Below are 16209 nucleotides of genomic sequence, written 5' to 3'. Positions count from 1 at the left end.
CTGTTACTTGTTTTCGCTCGCTGCTTCCATCGCCAGCAAGATCAGTTGTTCGCTGCCCGGTATATTGATGGTTCGGGCGTTTAGGTATAGAATGCGTTTGCCTATGCGCGGAAGATCATGGATCACTTTAAAGTCTTCCATTACCGTTTTTTCGGGTAGTATGCGTTCCAGTAATTTTTTCAATGGGGGTATGTTCCATTCGCCATCAGCAATCTCATAAAGCAAGCGGCCCTCCACTTCTTTTTCGCTAAGTTTGAATTTAATATAAAAGCTCCGGCTGGCGCGTATTACACGGAGGTCTTGATCAATGATCAGTAAAGGCTCGCGAATGGTGTTGACAATGGCTTCAGTATATAGACGCGCATTATTTAACTGCTCGTTCCTGTCAATCAGTTCTTTATTGACAATAATAATTTCTTCGTTGGTACTTTGCAGCTCTTCCTTCGATGTTTCCAACTCTTCGTTCAGGCTTTGTTGCTCCTCGCCGGCAGAAAGCAATTCCTCATTATAACTCTGCAATTTTTCATTAGCGGCCTCCTGCTCTTCTGTGATCATGCGCATATTGGCCCGCGTCTGGATGAGCTCTCTCTCCAATTGTTCAATACGCATGGCAGAAGCATCATAAAAGTCATCGCCACCAAGACGCGATGCTTCGAATATATTAGGCTGAATACCGGTAGACGATGCCGGCTGAAAAACCACCAGGAAATAAAGATCGTCCCCGGGTGTCAGCGGTATGGCCTGCAAATTCACAAAATGCTGCAGGTCGTTATATACATAGGGGATGGTATATTTGTTCGCAATTTCGCGCGTAGTCTTTGCTTGTAGCAACAGGGTTTGGAGTTCATGTATGATATCCTCCCGGGCAATTTTCAGCAGGTTAAAACTCGGTTTGCCTTTTGGTAGCGACAGCCAATGATCGGTAGCGCCTTTAAACTGGATGGCATCAAATTTTTCATTCACCAGTACGCAAGGCGGAATCAGTTTTTCCAACATGGCTTCCTCGGCCACTTTAAAAATATCTTTTTCTTCCTCCTTACGCAGGTCATCATTCAGGTCTTTAAACATAGTATCTCTGGCATAAGCGGATACATCCACATATCGGCCCACCGGGCCCTTACGGGTATATAATTTATCAGCGGCCTTAAAGGTGTTGAAAATATCGGTATGCCTGCCGGTAGTTTCAGATTTACCCAACCAAAGAAAGCCGTCTTTGTTGAGCGCGTAATGAAAGATGGTGAGTGCCTTAGTTTGCAATACCGGTTCCAGGTAGATCATTACATTTCTACAGCTTAGCAAGTCTATTTTAGAAAAAGGCGGATCCTTCAACAAATTATGATGCGCAAACACGCACATGTCTCTGATAGATTTATTCACCTGATAACTGCCATCCAGTTTAGTAAAAAACTGCTGGATGCGCGTGGGGCTAAGCCCTTCTATTTCAGACTGGCGGTATTTGCCAATACGGGCCTTGGTAATAGCTGTTTCTGAAATATCAGTAGCAAAGATCTGGATCTTAAGTGCAGCTGCCTTGTTGCCCAACTGTTCCTGCAGACACATAGCCATGGAATAGGCTTCTTCACCTGTGGCACACCCGGCTATCCAAATGCGCAGCGGATCGTGTTTTTCCAGCTTCGCCCGCAATAGTTCCGGGAATACTTCTGAGCAGACTACTTTAAAGGTTTCAGGGTCACGAAAAAAACTGGTGACCGAGATCAACATATCATTATATAAGGCATCTTGCTCGCCTTTATTTTCTTTGAGTTTTTCGAGATAGGCAGACGGTGTTTCAGTTTTGGACAGCGCCATACGGCGGATGATGCGGCGCTTAAGCGTGCTTGATTTATAATGTTGAAAATCTACACCGCGCCTGGCCCGCAAAACGCTCAGGATCAATTTGAATACCTGCTCTTCTGATTTTTCGGCTTCATTAGGTTTTTCTGCCGCATCTGTCTGAAAAGGTTTGTTGATCTCGACCAGTTGTTGGGCAATTTTTGCGGGGGGCAGTATAAAGTCTATGACGCCTGCTTTGATGGCGCTGCTGGGCATACCATCAAATGTTGCCGAACCAATATCCTGGGCAAAGGTAAGACCGCCGTAAGATTTAATAACCTGCAGGCCCACGGTACCATCGCTTAATGCGCCCGAAAGGACTATACCGACTGCATAACTTTGATGCACCAGGCCCAGGGACGAAAAAAACTGATCGATAATATCATTTTTCCGATGATCCTTTATCCGTGGCTCCAGGTTCAGTACGCCATCTGAAGTAGTGACTACCTTATTTTCTGGCACTATATATAAACGGTCAGGCTCAATATGCACCATATCAGTAATATGCTGCACTGGTATTGGCGAAATACGCTCTAGTATTTCCGGCAAAATACTGACATGATTAGGATTTAAATGTTGTATAAAAACAAAGGCCATCCCCGTTTTGGCAGGCAACGCCTGCAAAAATTGTTTGAGCGCGTCCAAGCCTCCGGCCGAAGCGCCGATACCAACTACCGGAAATAAATTGGGAGATGGTGATGAGGTTTTGGTTGTTTGTTTTTTACCGGCCATAAAAAGATAACTCTTTTAAGGCCATAAAGATAACTATTAATCTACAGGTAGGCTGAAATAAAAGGTAGAACCTTCGCCCGGCCCGCTTTCCAGCCAGATATGGCCGCCCACTTAGTTAAAGCGGACTGGTCAACTATTTTTATCGTATATCTTTAACAAACTATAACTTAATAACCGATAGAAATTAATCGTTATTAGTTAACGTGCCTGTACTCTCTCGGCGATTTCCCGGTTTTTGATTTGAATATTTTGGTAAAGTGCGAAGGGTGTTCAAACCCAAGCCCATATGCAATTTCGCTGATAGAGTTATTTGTGCCCCACAATAGCGATTTGGCTTTATCTATTAGTTCCAGGTGAATATGCTCTTGCGTAGTTTTGCCGGTAAACTTGCTTAAAAGATCAGACAAATAATTAGGCGACAGGTTGAGTTGTGCCGCGAAGTATTTAACATTTGGCAAGCCTGTATTGATAAGCGTGTTTTGCGAAAAATAATCTTTCAATAATTTTTCAAACTGTTGCACCACGTCCGAATTGATTTTTGCCCGGGTGAAAAATTGCCGGTCGTAAAACCGATTACAATAGTTTAGTAAAAGCTCGATATTGCTTACAATAAGGCCTTGCGAGTGTTTGTCTATATTTTGCGAATACTCTTTTTCAATCTTTGCGACACAATCTTTAATAATCAGTTTCTCCTCTTCAGAAATATGTAAAGCTTCATTGGCCTCATAATTAAAAAAGGAATAAAGATGAATCTTTTTACCCAAATCGGTACCATGGATAAGGTCAGGATGGATAAACAATGCCCAACCTTCATCAACTGTAACATTTGGGCCTGGTGCTATCACCTGTCCGGGGGCAGTAAACAGTAAAGAGCCCTCGCTAAAATCATAATAGCCTTTGCCATATTTTAACAGGCCCTCAAATTTTTTGCAGGAAATGGTATAAAAACCAAAACGATAAAACGCATCTTCTTTGGGGCGCTTTGCATAGAAATCTTCATGATCTATTACACTTACCAAGGGGTGTTTCGGGGCCGCGTATTTAACCAGCTTATGCAAATCGTTGATTGACGGAAGATCAATATATTTATCCAACATCGTTTAATTTCTATAAAGTTATTATAAAAACCGGGCCGCCGGTTAGGTAGCCCGGTTTTGTTTACATGCCTGTTTGAGCAGCCATCATTTTTTTGAAATCCACATCATCCATTTGCTGCCTGCTTTGTATTAGTTGCGCAGCATCATGGCCCACCGGGTAACGCAGCTTTTCGGTATCATCCGTAGCCGCTTCATAAATCACCTCAGCTACCTCAGCAATATTTTCAGACATTGGCCAATTGTCCAGCATGGTTATAAATTTACTGAATGAAGCATGATAACCTTCAAAATTATCAGCATTTAAAAGCGTCATTGAACGTCCTGCAAATTCGGTTCTATAGCCCCCCGGCTCAACTATTTTCAGGCTAATACCCAGCGGATTCAATTCGTACTGTAAGGATTCTGTCATGCCTTCTACCGCAAATTTTGTGGCATGATAAAGCGATGAAAACGGAAAGGTAACCCGCCCACCAACAGACGATATATTGATTATTGTTCCAGATTGTTGTTCTCTCATGCCGGGTAATACTGCTTTGGTTACTGCTATCAGGCCAAATACGTTTACATCAAACTGTTGTTTAATTTGCTCTTCGGTTGCTGTTTCCAAAGCGCCTAATGCACCATAACCTGCATTATTCACCAAGACATCGATCTTACCAAATTTTTCTGTTCCCGCTGTTACCGCTTGCTGTATGCTAATGTTATCGGTTACATCCAACTTACATACGAAAACGTTGTTAAGTGTGTTTAGTTCGGTTTCTTTTTCGGGCGACCGCATGGTTGCGATCACATTCCAGTTATTTGTATTAAATAATTTAGCAGCCTCTCTTCCAAAGCCGGACGATGCCCCTGTGATTAATACTGTCTTTTTCATTGCTTTATGTTATTAATTTATAAAGCAAAGGTGTGGCTAATGCTGGTGCCTGATTTATATCTTTCAACTAATCACTTATACATTTTAGGGATTCAACTATTTTGCAGCAAGCAAAAAGCCGCTCTACTTCCGTAAAGCGGCTTTATAATTTTTATTGCACCGGCATTTAGTTGCTTTTAATCTTCGTCCACTTATCCGTCCCTCTCACTATAACATCAGTTACTTTTTTGTCTTTGTCCCTGATAAATTTCACGCCCCATTCTGAGCCTGTTACCATAAAGTTATCGCCAGATAAGAAAAGGCCGCTGCGCTTACACAGTAGAACTATATTATAAAGCAGGCTATTTCGGTTTCTTAAAACCGCACAACGTCGTTATAAAGTGGCAGTACATTCTTTTTTGTCGATGATTGGCCATGAAAGGTCGACGTCGAATCGAGCATTGCGCCTTCATTTGTTTTACCAAGCACATTTATGGTAGAAAACACAAATGGGATACCTTCAGACAATTCGAATGTCGGTTTGTCTGAAACATGAAAGTGAAGATGGGGGCCTCCAGCATTTCCGGAGTCTCCTAAATGAGCCAGCACATCGCCTTTCTTTACATGTTGCCCAATACGTACCCGGATACTTCCATTTTGCAAGTGAGCGTAATGGACAAAAACGTTCGGCGCAACTTCCAACACGATGAAGTTTCCATAAAGTCCGCGGGCTGTGATATCGGTTGGTTCTGGTAAAGGCGATAAAGGGGCATGGTCGGGTATGCCATCGCGCATATCGCGCACAACGGCATCCCGCACGGCAAGCACATCAGCACCAAATCCAATCCACTGCGTATTGGGGGTCTGATTCAGTTTGTCTGGCGATGTCTCTACTGCATGTCCGGCATTATTCAGTCCAAAAAAGTCGATGGCAAAACGTTGTGGAATGGTTACTATTTTATTCTGTTCAAGCATGCTGCCCCAATGATGCGACTTAGGATTGCCTGGGCCTTCATCCACAAACCATATATTTCCGCGTAGCGGGGCTCCAAACGATAGTGTAGGTTGCTTATCCAATTGGGTAACTGCACCGGTGAATGTGTGGATTTTGCTATCTTGATCTATAAAATCTATGCTATGATGTAAGTTTTGTGGGACAGGTGCTCCCGGCAGCAGGGTTAGCCACAAAAAGGCAACGACACTCTTGCCAGGCTGCAGCACTAAATCCGTCCCCCTTGTTGGCATTTCCTCAGCGTTAAGTAACGTCATCAACTCATCTTTGGAAAACGTTGCCATAGGCGCTCCAAATAAATCCTGGAAAATGGAAATTGATTTAACCATTAGCGGCCCGGAATTGTTGAGGTTTGTTAGATGAACTTCGTAAGCAAGATGCCGACGATGGTCGCTGCCCTCAAAAGCACCCGGACGGTGGATAATACGGGCATCCAAAGGCTCCTGATTTACCTGTGCAGTCGCTACGAATGCACGAGTTATGAATACGAATAGCAGCGATAAACGCACTGCTAAAATAAATTGCAGCCTGCCTGGGCCGTGTATAGTATGGATCTGACCTTGATCGGCTTTTAAATATCTTTCGAGCGGCATATCTTGTTGATAGTAATTCATCAAATTAACAAAATAGAACTTTAAACATGTGTTTTATTGTAATAAAAACGTTTATAATGCCGATTTGATTTTGCGCAAATAGCCGGGCTATTCTTAGGAATGAGTGAAGCAGCTCATATTATAAAAGAAAAACCCAGCCGTATGGCTGGGTTTTTCTTAAGATTTGTTAAACAAATTAATTATTTGGCCGGGGCAAATTCAGCATTTGCTTTAATGGTAATATCATTGCTGATTACGGCATCCGGGTATTGTGCTCCCAACTTAAAATCAGAACGCTTAACAACCCCTGTAACCTGGAATCCGGCATCTTTTGCTTTGGTCATAGCGTTATCTATAGTTCCGCGATACCAAAGATCAAGCACAACATCTTTTGTTATGCCATGCATGGTCATTTTACCGCTTAATTTATAGTGATTAGCTGTTGTTGCTTTAATACCGGTACTCACGAAGGTAAGCTCAGGGTTATTAGCAGCATCAAAAAAGTGATCTGATTTTAAATCGGCGTCACGCATATCAACGTCTGTGTTAATAGAGGCAACTTTGGCAGATAATTCAAATTTGGCATCGCTGAAATCAGGCTTTGACGCAGTAACAGACGCATCGAAATCTTTAAAAACGCCGTCAACCTCAGAAACCGACATATGCACTGCTGTAAATTCAAGGCGTGCATGCGCCTTATCTACGTTCCATTTAGTTTGGGCAAACAACACACTCTGCGTTGCTACTAAGGCTACTATTGTAATGATCTTTTTCATTGTTTTTTGTTGAGTATAAATTTTTATAAAAGTAACATATTTTATCAAGTTACATGTTTAAACACATAATTGAATTGTCAAATTTCAGGCCTTGATCTTAACCTCACACCCACTTCGCGGCCTATGCCTATGAAGCTACGGTGGTTAAGCGGAAACTCCAGTATTACGTGCGCCAGGCTTAAAAGAAAAAGCCATTTAAATCCCAAACGATAATTGTAAAAATATAAGCCAACCGAAGCAATCCAGATCAATCCGATAATGATTGCTCTTGGCACTGATATGCGATGCCATTTGATCACGCTGGTTTTGCTGAACCAATTGATATAATGGTAAGTGTAGGCAAAGGCAATTACCCGCGTTAAAATAATGCTGGCTTTATCGGTATAAATGTTCAGATATCGGCTGCGTAAAGTAGTGGTATTTAACTGTGCAAATTCGCGGTATTCAATCGTGGCCCAGTGGGTGGGTAAAGGATGGTAACCGGTAAACAGAACGCCCAGTAACAAGGGGCAAGCCAAAAAAACCAGAAAGGTTAGGTAACCCGAAAAATGTTTATTCTTCAGGGCGCCAAAAAGCAAAAAAGCACCGGTAAAGAGGTAAACATGTATAAGTGTGGGGATGTATAAACCAAAGATCGTCCGCAACAGGTTATTGGTTAAAAAGAAATAGCCGGCTATAACTACGATTGCAAAAGCCAGCAATTGATATACCCTGCCCTTTACCACTAATAAAATAAATGATAAGCCAAAAACATAAAACAAAAGGTTAGCAAATGGCAGCTTCAACAACAGCGTGATAGCAATCAGCGCTATCAACATAAGGATGTCATACTTTTTGACAGTGAAAAATTGGCGCTGGTTAAGCCATGATATTTCGGTGAGATAATGACCCGGACCTAATATAATATACGATAACAGTACCAGCTCGAACGGTATAAACACAGCTACGGATGCCGATAGCAGCATAGCCAATATATTATAGTAGTTGATGACATTTACCTTATCCGTGTGCATGAAATAACCAGCCATTACCGGGCCAATGGAAATTAGCAAATAATCTTTATAAGCGATAATTAAATCGGCTCGGTTGATTGATTGACGTAGAAAGATTTTTATTTCATTGTTGTCAGTACAACCACACCTTTACTTTCGAGTCCAATTTTCAAGATTTTGCTGTTGCTTACATTCTTGATCGTCCGCTTTTCCACGGGAAAACCATCAGGCGTTCGTGACATATCGTTCTCAAAATAACTAAACTGGTGCAGCGTAAGTTTACTACCTGCCGGGAGTTGTAAGTTAACCTCTTTATGACTATCAGTAGCATTAACTATTATAAACGTGTATCCGGTTTGGCCATTATCATTAAAAGTTACAGCGGCACTCCTTAGCCCGACAATGCCTGTACTGTCAACTTTTAATATTTTGCTGCCGGCGGGTACATATTTTGATAAAAGCGACCAGGTATAGTACCATGGCCTTAATTTCTCCAATTCGGGTTTGCCTTTTTCTTCGCCAAAACTGTCCCACAGGCCCCATTCTTTCCACTCGTAATCATTAAGACTGCCGGTATTACCCGTGCGGGCGGCCACATGCATAGCGTCATCCAAAGACCAGGCTATCACCCCCGCTTGTCCGGCCTGCATACTTTGTACCGCATAGTCGGCCATCCAAACCCCGTATTGAAAAGTGCCGATCATTTTTTGCTGATCCAGGGTCTTGCTTTTACCCTCCAGCATCCCACCCTCGCCTAAAAAGAAAGGTTTACTTTTACCATTAGGGTCGTTGGTGTTAATATAATCGCGGTAGTAGGCCAATTCTTTTTCGAAGCTTTCACTGTTTATCTCTTTGGCCATAGCATACCAGTGCACTTCGTAGGCATCAATGATGTTCACCAATTTTTTATCAGCTATTATTTGCTTGATCCATTGGTTGGCCCAAGATGCATCCGGACCTACAATTTTCACCTTCCCGCGCAAGTTGCGGGCTTTCAATTCATTGTCCAGGTTAATGATAGATGTCTTCCAGGTGGCGAAACTTTCCGTATACATCCAGTCGCCGTTGGGTTCATTGCCTAAATTGTAATATTTGATGCAGGTATATTTTTTTTCGTTGATAAGGTATGTCAGAAAATCACCGATAATAAAGGTCCAGCGTGGGTCATACTCCTGTATCCCATCAAACCTTAGTTGTTTCCGGGTACGGTCTACGGTTTCGCCTTTGCCTGATGGATCGCCCCATTCACCAAGAATTACTGTCACATGCCGGGATTGGCAATAATCCAGGATCTTATACAGCACCTGTGCCGTAGGCGAGTTGAAATCATATACAGGCGCCTGTCCCAAAGGAGCGGTTTTACAATATAGTGAGGCATTTATCACCACCCGCGCAAAGCCCAGTTTCATAAAGTCAAGCCGCCGGTAGGCTTTTTCCCAGTCGGCATCAGAGAGCGATTTAACTTCGTAAGGGTCCCACTGTACGCCATTGCCTAAATACGAGTTGGCGAGTGCCCGCCCGGTATCTATTTTGATTACAGCCTGTCCGAAAACAGTGGTTGATAACATCAGTCCTGCTGCACATATAATTGATTGAATGTATTTCACCACGAATTAATGTTGTAAATTATTTTGGATTAACTGAAAGACCATTTTTCTCACGAATAAGCTGAAAAAGTTGATCAGGCCTAACAACCACATAATCTTCATTCAATGAATTAGCCACATTTTTAAAGCTTGTCGGCGTTACGCCCTTCCAGGGTTGCGCCTGTATGATCACAAATCGCGGGGAGGTTTTATCCCAACCCACTACGGCCCTGCCTATGAAATCTTTCATTGCCTGCTCATTTGTACAGTAGTTGCAATCAAGCGCCATGGCTGGTAAGCTGTTATTATAAATAGTGAGTCCGCCGCCGGTGTTCTGGGCAGTTACACCAAGCAACGAACTTGCCTGAGTAGCATACATATTGCCAACATTAGGGTTAATACCGCCGGTAATAGTGTTCCAGATAGTGATTACCCTTAGACCGGCACGAGCTGTATAGTCCTGCGTTTTAGAAACGTATTGTTTGAGCAATTTTTCGTCTGACCAGTTGTTAGGATAAGTATAACCATAGCCGGAAGGCCCGGAGATCAGATTATCATTGACGGTAGAGGACTGCCAGTAGTAGTTAAGCGCGCCCGGCATCGCATCAACCATAGCAGGCGACACGGTCCAGCCCATCGGGACAGAACCACGGTCTGGATTATTCCAAAGCTTGCGCATCAGGTGCTCGTCAAATTGCAGATTGTCGCCGTCGCTTAATATAAATGCTACATAGATTTTGTTTTGGAGTGCCGGCTTTGGGGGGATTGGTTTGATATGAATGGTTCTGGATGTGCCACTAAATACCGTCAGGTTAAAACACCAGTCGCTCGCAATGGTTGCAATACCATATTGCGAGGCCCGCTTTACCCCGGGCGCTTCCTCCGGCCACCAGCCCATAAAGGGCGAACCCGGTGACATGGAAGCCAGAAACTTGTTCAACAGTTCACTTTCGCCGGCTATTTTAGGATCAAGCCATATTACCGCGACACCCAACGCTGCTGCATATTCACGAAGAGCAGCTTTCTGCGCTTTAGGATTTAGCCCGATAACCAAACGATGATCCAAATGCGGCCAATATTGATCATATAGTTCCTGGTAAACGTCCAACTTACTGTTGAACTTTCCTCGCAGATCCAATAAAACAGGCAAGTTATAAGGCGGTGCAGTTAATTTAGACAATAACAGCGGCGAAGCGATGAGCGCCCCTTTGCTTTTGGCAATTACCGTGGCCAGATTAACGGTATGGATCTGGGCGGTATCATAAACAATTAAGCCCGAAATTTCTTTCCGGTATTTCATAATCAGGTCCCATTTGTCGGCAGGTTCAGACCAGTTCAAACCCAGCGATTCCAGCCAGGTATGCGGCCCCTCGCCGTTAGCATCGCCCTCATAAGAGAAAATACGTGGTTTCGTCCGGTTCACCAAACCTTTTAACGAAGCAAACAGGTACATTTCTGCCGAAGCATAGGGAGAGTTCTCACGCAGGGTAATCAAATCCTGAGTCTGGGCGGGCGCCGGGAATGATGGCAGAAGTTGCCCGTTTGGCCATTTGATCTGGGCCATAGATGGCGTGACAAACAAAAGGAACAAAAGAAAGCATACAGCTTTAATCCTAAGCATTTTGACCGGTTTTATCATCTGTTAAATATAGCGTTAACATAATCAATTTCACACAAAGGCCTGCTCGCTGTTTATTTTATTAGAATAGAGGTCTAATAAAACACATCATTTTGTCATTTTATACCGATCGGTATTTAAATAAGATTATACACTATAATTTTACAGCAATTAAAAAAAGAAAATGATCAATAAATATGATGAAAATGGAAAAAACTAAAATTTTAATCACCGGTGCTACCGGTGCAACGGGAGCGCCTACTGTAGAAGCGCTGCTGCAAAAAAGATTTGATGTGCGCGCATTTGTACATCAAGAAGACGACCGGTCCGCGCGGCTCAAAGCACTCGGTGCCGAGATCTTTGTCGGAGACCTGCAAAATCTTGATGATGTCAGAGCAGCGTGGCAGGGCACTAAAAGAGGGTATTTTGTGTATCCTTTAAGCCCCATGCTGCTGGATGCCACCGTCATATTCGCGCAGGCCGCAAAAGAAGCCGAAGCCGAATTCATCGTGAATATGTCCCAGAAACAGGTAACGTCAACTTCAAAAAGCCCGGCGACTATCCGGCATTTCCTCTCTGAAGAAGTTTTTAATTGGACAGGGATTCCGACAACCCACCTAAGGCCTACATTTTTTTCTGAATGGTTCTTATATGTCTCAGGCCAAATTAAATCAGGCCAACTAAAAATGAGCTTTCCCGCCGATGCGAAACATGCCCCGGTAGCCGCCGAAGATCTTGGTCGCACTGCCGCTGCTATATTGGCTGATCCTGAACAACACATCGGGCAAACCTATCAACTCTTTGGACCCGAAGTGCTGAGTTATACCCAACTAGGTGAAATTGTTGCTCAGACTTTAGGAAAGGATATAGTGTACGAGCAGGTAAGTGTACAGGAGATGGCTGATTTGATTGGCATTGGAGGCTATGATTATTTTAAAGACCACGTCGGCAAAACAGAAGGTGACAATATTTTTGGACTACCAAGCTTTAATAATAAGATCGAAGAACTTATAGGTAAGAAACCTATTACGTTTGCTGAATTTATCGAAAAAAATCGTGCGGCATTTATCGCCTGAATGAATACTAACTCATGCCTTCCGCCTGCTCAAAAGGCTTATCCGGCCGCATGAAGAATGCGCCAATCGCTCCAAGGAGCAGTATGCCCAGCGAAACATAGAAGCAGGCTGCCCAGCTGCCGGTGGAATCCAGAATTTTGCCAAAGAACACCGGCGAGATGATACCTGCCACGCCGAAGCCAAAGTTCATCATGCCGCTGGCGGTACCGGCATAGCGGGGGGCAATATCCATGGGGATGGCCCAAATGGGTGCCACAATCAACTCGGAGAAGAAACAAGCCGCCGAAAGAAACAGTGCCACATGTGTTACATTACGAGATTGGAGGACCGGCAACAGGAAAACGAAGGTGCCCAGCATTCCGATCACAATGATGTTGCGGCGAGCTTTCTGCAGGCTTCCGGTGATGCGATAGATACGGTCTGTAAGCAACCCTCCAACTGTGTCGCCCAGCACCCCGGCAAGGAGTACGCCCGACGAGAACAGTGCGGAATGTTTCAGGTCAAGGCCAAAATGCTGGAAGAAGAACAATGGCAACCACGTGAGAAAAACCCAAAGCGTCCATCCATAGCAAAAGTCGACAGCGGTTACGGGAAGCATTCGTTTTGCAAGCTTGAGCCATGGGATTACGACCTTCGCTTTTTCGTTTTTTCCAACCGGGCTGTTGTTTTCCTTTGGCGTAGCCCATAACCAGGCGAGTGTCCAAAGCAAACTCAGTGAGCCTAGCAGATACAGCGAGACGTGCCACGAAGTGTAGGCAAGCAACGCCACAATGAGCGGCGGTGTGAGCGCATTGCCGAGTCGTGCGGCGGCGTGTGTGATACCTTGCGCGAAACCCCAGCGCTCTGGCGGAAGCCAGATTGCTAAAGCACGCGTCGCGGTGGGGAAAGCAAGGCCCTCGCCCAGACCCAGCAGTGTGCGCGCAAAAACCAGAACGGCGAACGTCGTGGATGCGCCCGTAAGTAAGGTGGCAATGCAAACAACCATGCCGCATGCAGCTAATACATAACGAACGCGGAAGCGATCGCCAAGCCAGCCGCCGGCTAACTGTAATATGGCATAGGGGTAAGCGAATGCGGATATAGCGAAACCGAATTGTGTGTTGGAGAGCCGCAGATCGGCAGTGATGCGTGGGGCTATGGTGGCTATGTTTACCCGGTCTATATACAGCACCAGGTACATCAGGCAAAGTACGGCCAAAACCCTGTTGGATGCTAAGGTCTTCATGCAGAAGGCGGTGTTTGTCCCTTAATTTGGGTACGATGCATGACCCGGCGATGGCCTGCATCAAAGGAGTCGCGGCGGTGCATGGTAGAGCGATTGTCCCACAGTACGAGATCGCCGACTTTCCATACGTTGTGCCACGCCAGCTGCTTTTGGTTGGTGTAACTCCATATTTCGTCGAGCAGCGCTTCTGATGCTGCTAATTCAAGACCCTCAATGTAGGCGTTACGTCGCCGCCCAAGGTAAAGGCCAGGGCGGCCGGTTTCGGGATGCTTGCAAACAAGCGGGTGAAAAGTTCCCGGTGAAGTGCGGGGATCGTCTGTTGCAGTGACGCCATGACGAACATAACCTCCGCTGTTGTAAGTGCCATCGTGCTTAATGCGCAAGCCCCGGAGCCGTTCTTTTAGCTGCGCCGGCAACGACTCATACAAACCGAACATATCCATAAATTCCGTATTTCCGCCCGATGGCGGAATCTCAAGGGCATACAAAATACTGGCTTTGGGTGGCTCGGGCAGGTAAGACATGTCGGTATGCCAGACAGCCTCGCCGCTGCCCAGGCTGCCAATCGCTTCACCATTCTCGATCACGTTAGAGACGATATACAGTTCCGGGAAGCCATCTACAAAACGACGGCCGTTTTCCTGAATTGGTGCCAGGTCCAGCTCGCCAAACCGGCGGCTGAAACTAATCAACTGCTCATCTGTAAGTTGCTGGCCCCGGAAAAGCAGAACAGAATGATCCAGCCAGGCGCTGTAGACCTGATTAAATGATTCGTCGGTTAACTCGCGCAGGTCGATACCGCGAATTTCAGCGCCAAGACCCACGCTGTTTGGGTGTACGTCGAGTGGAGGTAATGAGGTACTCATGCAGACAAATATAAATTAAATCCATTAACCCCATAGGCTTTATATAATATTATTTGTAGTATTGTGCTATGAACCGCATTAAACTTTGTTTATTTCTTTGCCTTGCGCTGATTTTTATCGCAACGTTAAATTTATCGGCACAGCCAAATATTATAAAAGTGATGCCGAGCGCCACCAACGCCGCTATTAAAGACCTTCATGGGGAACATATTGCCACCTGGTACAAAGGCAAGCCCGATGCCCATAAATTGGTGTTGATGATTGCCGGCACCAACGGCGTGGCCGCGCGAACTATTACCTTGGATACGATACTATCATCAATGGGCTACCATGTCATTGCGCTGGATTATCCGAACAGTTTAGAGGCTGTCAAGCTCGCCAATAACCCCGACGTGCAGGCATTTGATAATTACCGGCTGGAAAGCCTGACCGGCAAACCCGTTAGCGACGCTATTGAGGTAGACAGCGCCAACAGTATTTTAAACCGGTTTGATAATGTATTGAACTATTTGATTAAGAATGACCCTGCCGGCAACTGGAAGCAGTTTGTAAAAAATGGCAAACCTGTTTGGGAGAAGATCATACCGGCCGGGAATTCGCAGGGAGCGGGGCATGCCGCCTATATTGGCAAAATGTATAAAGTTGACCGGGTGCTGATGTTTAGCGGCCCGCAAGATTACAGTAAAAGCTTTAACGCGCCCGCCCCATGGCAAGCTAAAAAAGGTGCCACCAACGCATCAAGGTATTTCGCGTTTTTGCATTATAAAGACCCATATAATGTGCACCTGCAATTAGAGAATTGCAAAACATTGATGGAAACCGCAACTATAGATAGCGTGAGTATAAAGCCGTTGACGCCCGTTGTGAGTAAAAATCATATTCTGGTTACCGATGTTGAAACTCCTAACCCGCATGGCTCAACCACCACGCCGCAGTTTAAATATGTGTGGCAATATATGCTTACCGCGCCGGTTAGGTAGTTTTTACCGGGTTCGATTAACTATAACCCCAAAAACTCCTTTTTATAATCCGACGGCTTTTTTCTCATTTCGTCTTTAAACTGTCTGTTAAAGTTTGACAAGGTTTTAAAGCCCGAGCGTTCTGAAACGGTTGCAATACTCAGATCTGTTTCTGTCAATAGTTTACATGCGTGTTTAACCCTTAGTTCGCTTATAAAGCGAGTGAAGCCTTTATTATTGGCTGCTGTAAAGTAGCGACTAAATGATGTTGGTGTCATGCATAGCAAGTCGGCTAAATCGTTTAAATGTATTTTTTTGCGATAGTTCTTTAAGATATATTCATAAACACTGCTCATCCGGTCAGTTTCATCTTCCTTAAAAGGTTCGATGTACTCGTTGTGCGATATATAATGGTATTCTTTTGAAACAGACAACAGATTTAAAATTTTAAGCAGGTGAATGAACGCTTCTAAACCGGTTAGCAACACCAACTCTTTCATCATCGTGATAACCTTCTGCTTTACGTCGCCATAAAATTCCAGACCGCGCGATGATCGTTTAAACAGCCTTTTTAGCTGGACCATTTCTTCTTTACCCATCAGGTGTTCTCCGAGTATACTTTCTTGCAGGTAGATTACAACCCCACGAACCTTTAAGCGATTAGTCTTTTCAAAATAGGCCTCATCACTTCGCCACAAATGCGGCAGGTTTGACCCCGTTAATATCAACTCATTTGGCGCGAACGATTTGATACTGTCGCCAATAAAGCGGGTGCCGGTACCTTCAAGCGGAACAAATAATTGATACTCAGAATGCGAGTGCCATATGGGATCGAAGTATTGATCCTCCAGGTATTTAATCATAAAGATCTGAGATTCAGGAATAGAAGACTTGTGTATAGCCGCTTTCATAATTGATTATTAGCATCAAAAAATATAAAATTAAGTGTTTAATGATAAAATACAGTCAGAATTAGACAAAAAAGAAAAAG

The 16209-nt window shown here is 44.4% G+C and carries 13 protein-coding genes; 2 read left to right on the top strand and 11 right to left on the bottom strand.

The genetic code is table 11. The annotated features are described in order from the left end of the window. Positions 1-3: 3 nt before the first annotated feature. The 8 genes from HB679_RS15845 to HB679_RS15810 all read right to left on the bottom strand — a co-directional run bounded on the left by HB679_RS15845 (position 4) and on the right by HB679_RS15810 (position 11095). Positions 4-2565, bottom strand: a complete 2562-nt coding sequence (locus tag HB679_RS15845; RefSeq protein ID WP_214072987.1) for a CheR family methyltransferase — start codon at positions 2563-2565, stop codon at positions 4-6. 194 nt (positions 2566-2759) lie between these two features. Then, the gene (locus HB679_RS15840; protein WP_214072986.1) at positions 2760-3662 is read right to left on the bottom strand and encodes a helix-turn-helix transcriptional regulator; all 903 of its coding nucleotides are present in this window, start codon (positions 3660-3662) and stop codon (positions 2760-2762) included. 61 nt (positions 3663-3723) lie between these two features. After that, positions 3724-4536 (bottom strand): SDR family oxidoreductase, encoded by an 813-nt coding sequence (locus HB679_RS15835; protein WP_214072985.1) that lies wholly within the window; start codon positions 4534-4536, stop codon positions 3724-3726. Between the two features lie 354 nt (positions 4537-4890). Then, positions 4891-6141 (bottom strand): M23 family metallopeptidase, encoded by a 1251-nt coding sequence (locus HB679_RS15830; RefSeq protein ID WP_214072984.1) that lies wholly within the window; start codon positions 6139-6141, stop codon positions 4891-4893. 179 nt (positions 6142-6320) lie between these two features. Beyond that, entirely contained in the window at positions 6321-6896 is a 576-nt protein-coding gene (locus HB679_RS15825) for a YceI family protein (RefSeq protein ID WP_214072983.1), read from the bottom strand. A 77-nt stretch (positions 6897-6973) separates the two neighbouring features. Beyond that, entirely contained in the window at positions 6974-7948 is a 975-nt protein-coding gene (locus tag HB679_RS15820; protein ID WP_214072982.1) for a hypothetical protein, read from the bottom strand. A 59-nt stretch (positions 7949-8007) separates the two neighbouring features. Then, the gene (locus tag HB679_RS15815; RefSeq protein WP_214072981.1) at positions 8008-9456 is read right to left on the bottom strand and encodes a hypothetical protein; all 1449 of its coding nucleotides are present in this window, start codon (positions 9454-9456) and stop codon (positions 8008-8010) included. A gap of 58 nt (positions 9457-9514) precedes the next feature. Continuing rightward, positions 9515-11095 (bottom strand): GxGYxYP domain-containing protein, encoded by a 1581-nt coding sequence (locus HB679_RS15810; protein WP_255547632.1) that lies wholly within the window; start codon positions 11093-11095, stop codon positions 9515-9517. A gap of 203 nt (positions 11096-11298) precedes the next feature. Between HB679_RS15810 and HB679_RS15805 the strand changes: the two genes are divergently transcribed. Beyond that, positions 11299-12168: an NmrA family NAD(P)-binding protein gene (locus HB679_RS15805; protein ID WP_214072979.1), complete on the top strand. Its 870-nt coding sequence runs from the start codon at positions 11299-11301 to the stop codon at positions 12166-12168. Positions 12169-12175: 7 nt separating this feature from the next. Here HB679_RS15805 and HB679_RS15800 read toward each other — a convergent pair whose 3' ends face one another. Together HB679_RS15800 and HB679_RS15795 are read right to left on the bottom strand one after the other, a co-directional pair. After that, a complete protein-coding gene (locus HB679_RS15800; RefSeq protein ID WP_214072978.1) occupies positions 12176-13393 on the bottom strand; it encodes an MFS transporter in 1218 nt (405 codons plus the stop codon). Next, positions 13390-14259 carry a TauD/TfdA family dioxygenase gene (locus HB679_RS15795; RefSeq protein WP_214072977.1) on the bottom strand — a complete coding sequence of 290 codons (870 nt, stop codon included), beginning with the start codon at positions 14257-14259 and terminating at the stop codon, positions 13390-13392. Before HB679_RS15795 ends, HB679_RS15800 begins: the two co-directional genes overlap by 4 nt. Positions 14260-14327: 68 nt before the next feature. On the opposite strand from HB679_RS15795, the gene HB679_RS15790 reads away from it, so the two are divergent. After that, complete coding sequence (locus HB679_RS15790; RefSeq protein WP_214072976.1) at positions 14328-15239, top strand: hypothetical protein; 912 nt, start codon at positions 14328-14330, stop codon at positions 15237-15239. A gap of 20 nt (positions 15240-15259) precedes the next feature. On the opposite strand, the gene HB679_RS15785 is transcribed toward HB679_RS15790, so the two are convergent. Next, positions 15260-16129 carry an AraC family transcriptional regulator gene (locus HB679_RS15785; protein ID WP_214072975.1) on the bottom strand — a complete coding sequence of 290 codons (870 nt, stop codon included), beginning with the start codon at positions 16127-16129 and terminating at the stop codon, positions 15260-15262. Positions 16130-16209 lie beyond the last annotated feature (80 nt).

Origin of the sequence: Mucilaginibacter sp. dw_454 (assembly GCF_018449775.1) — a bacterium.
Lineage (GTDB): Bacteria > Bacteroidota > Bacteroidia > Sphingobacteriales > Sphingobacteriaceae > Mucilaginibacter.
This window is presented reverse-complemented; position numbering and strand designations above follow the sequence as displayed.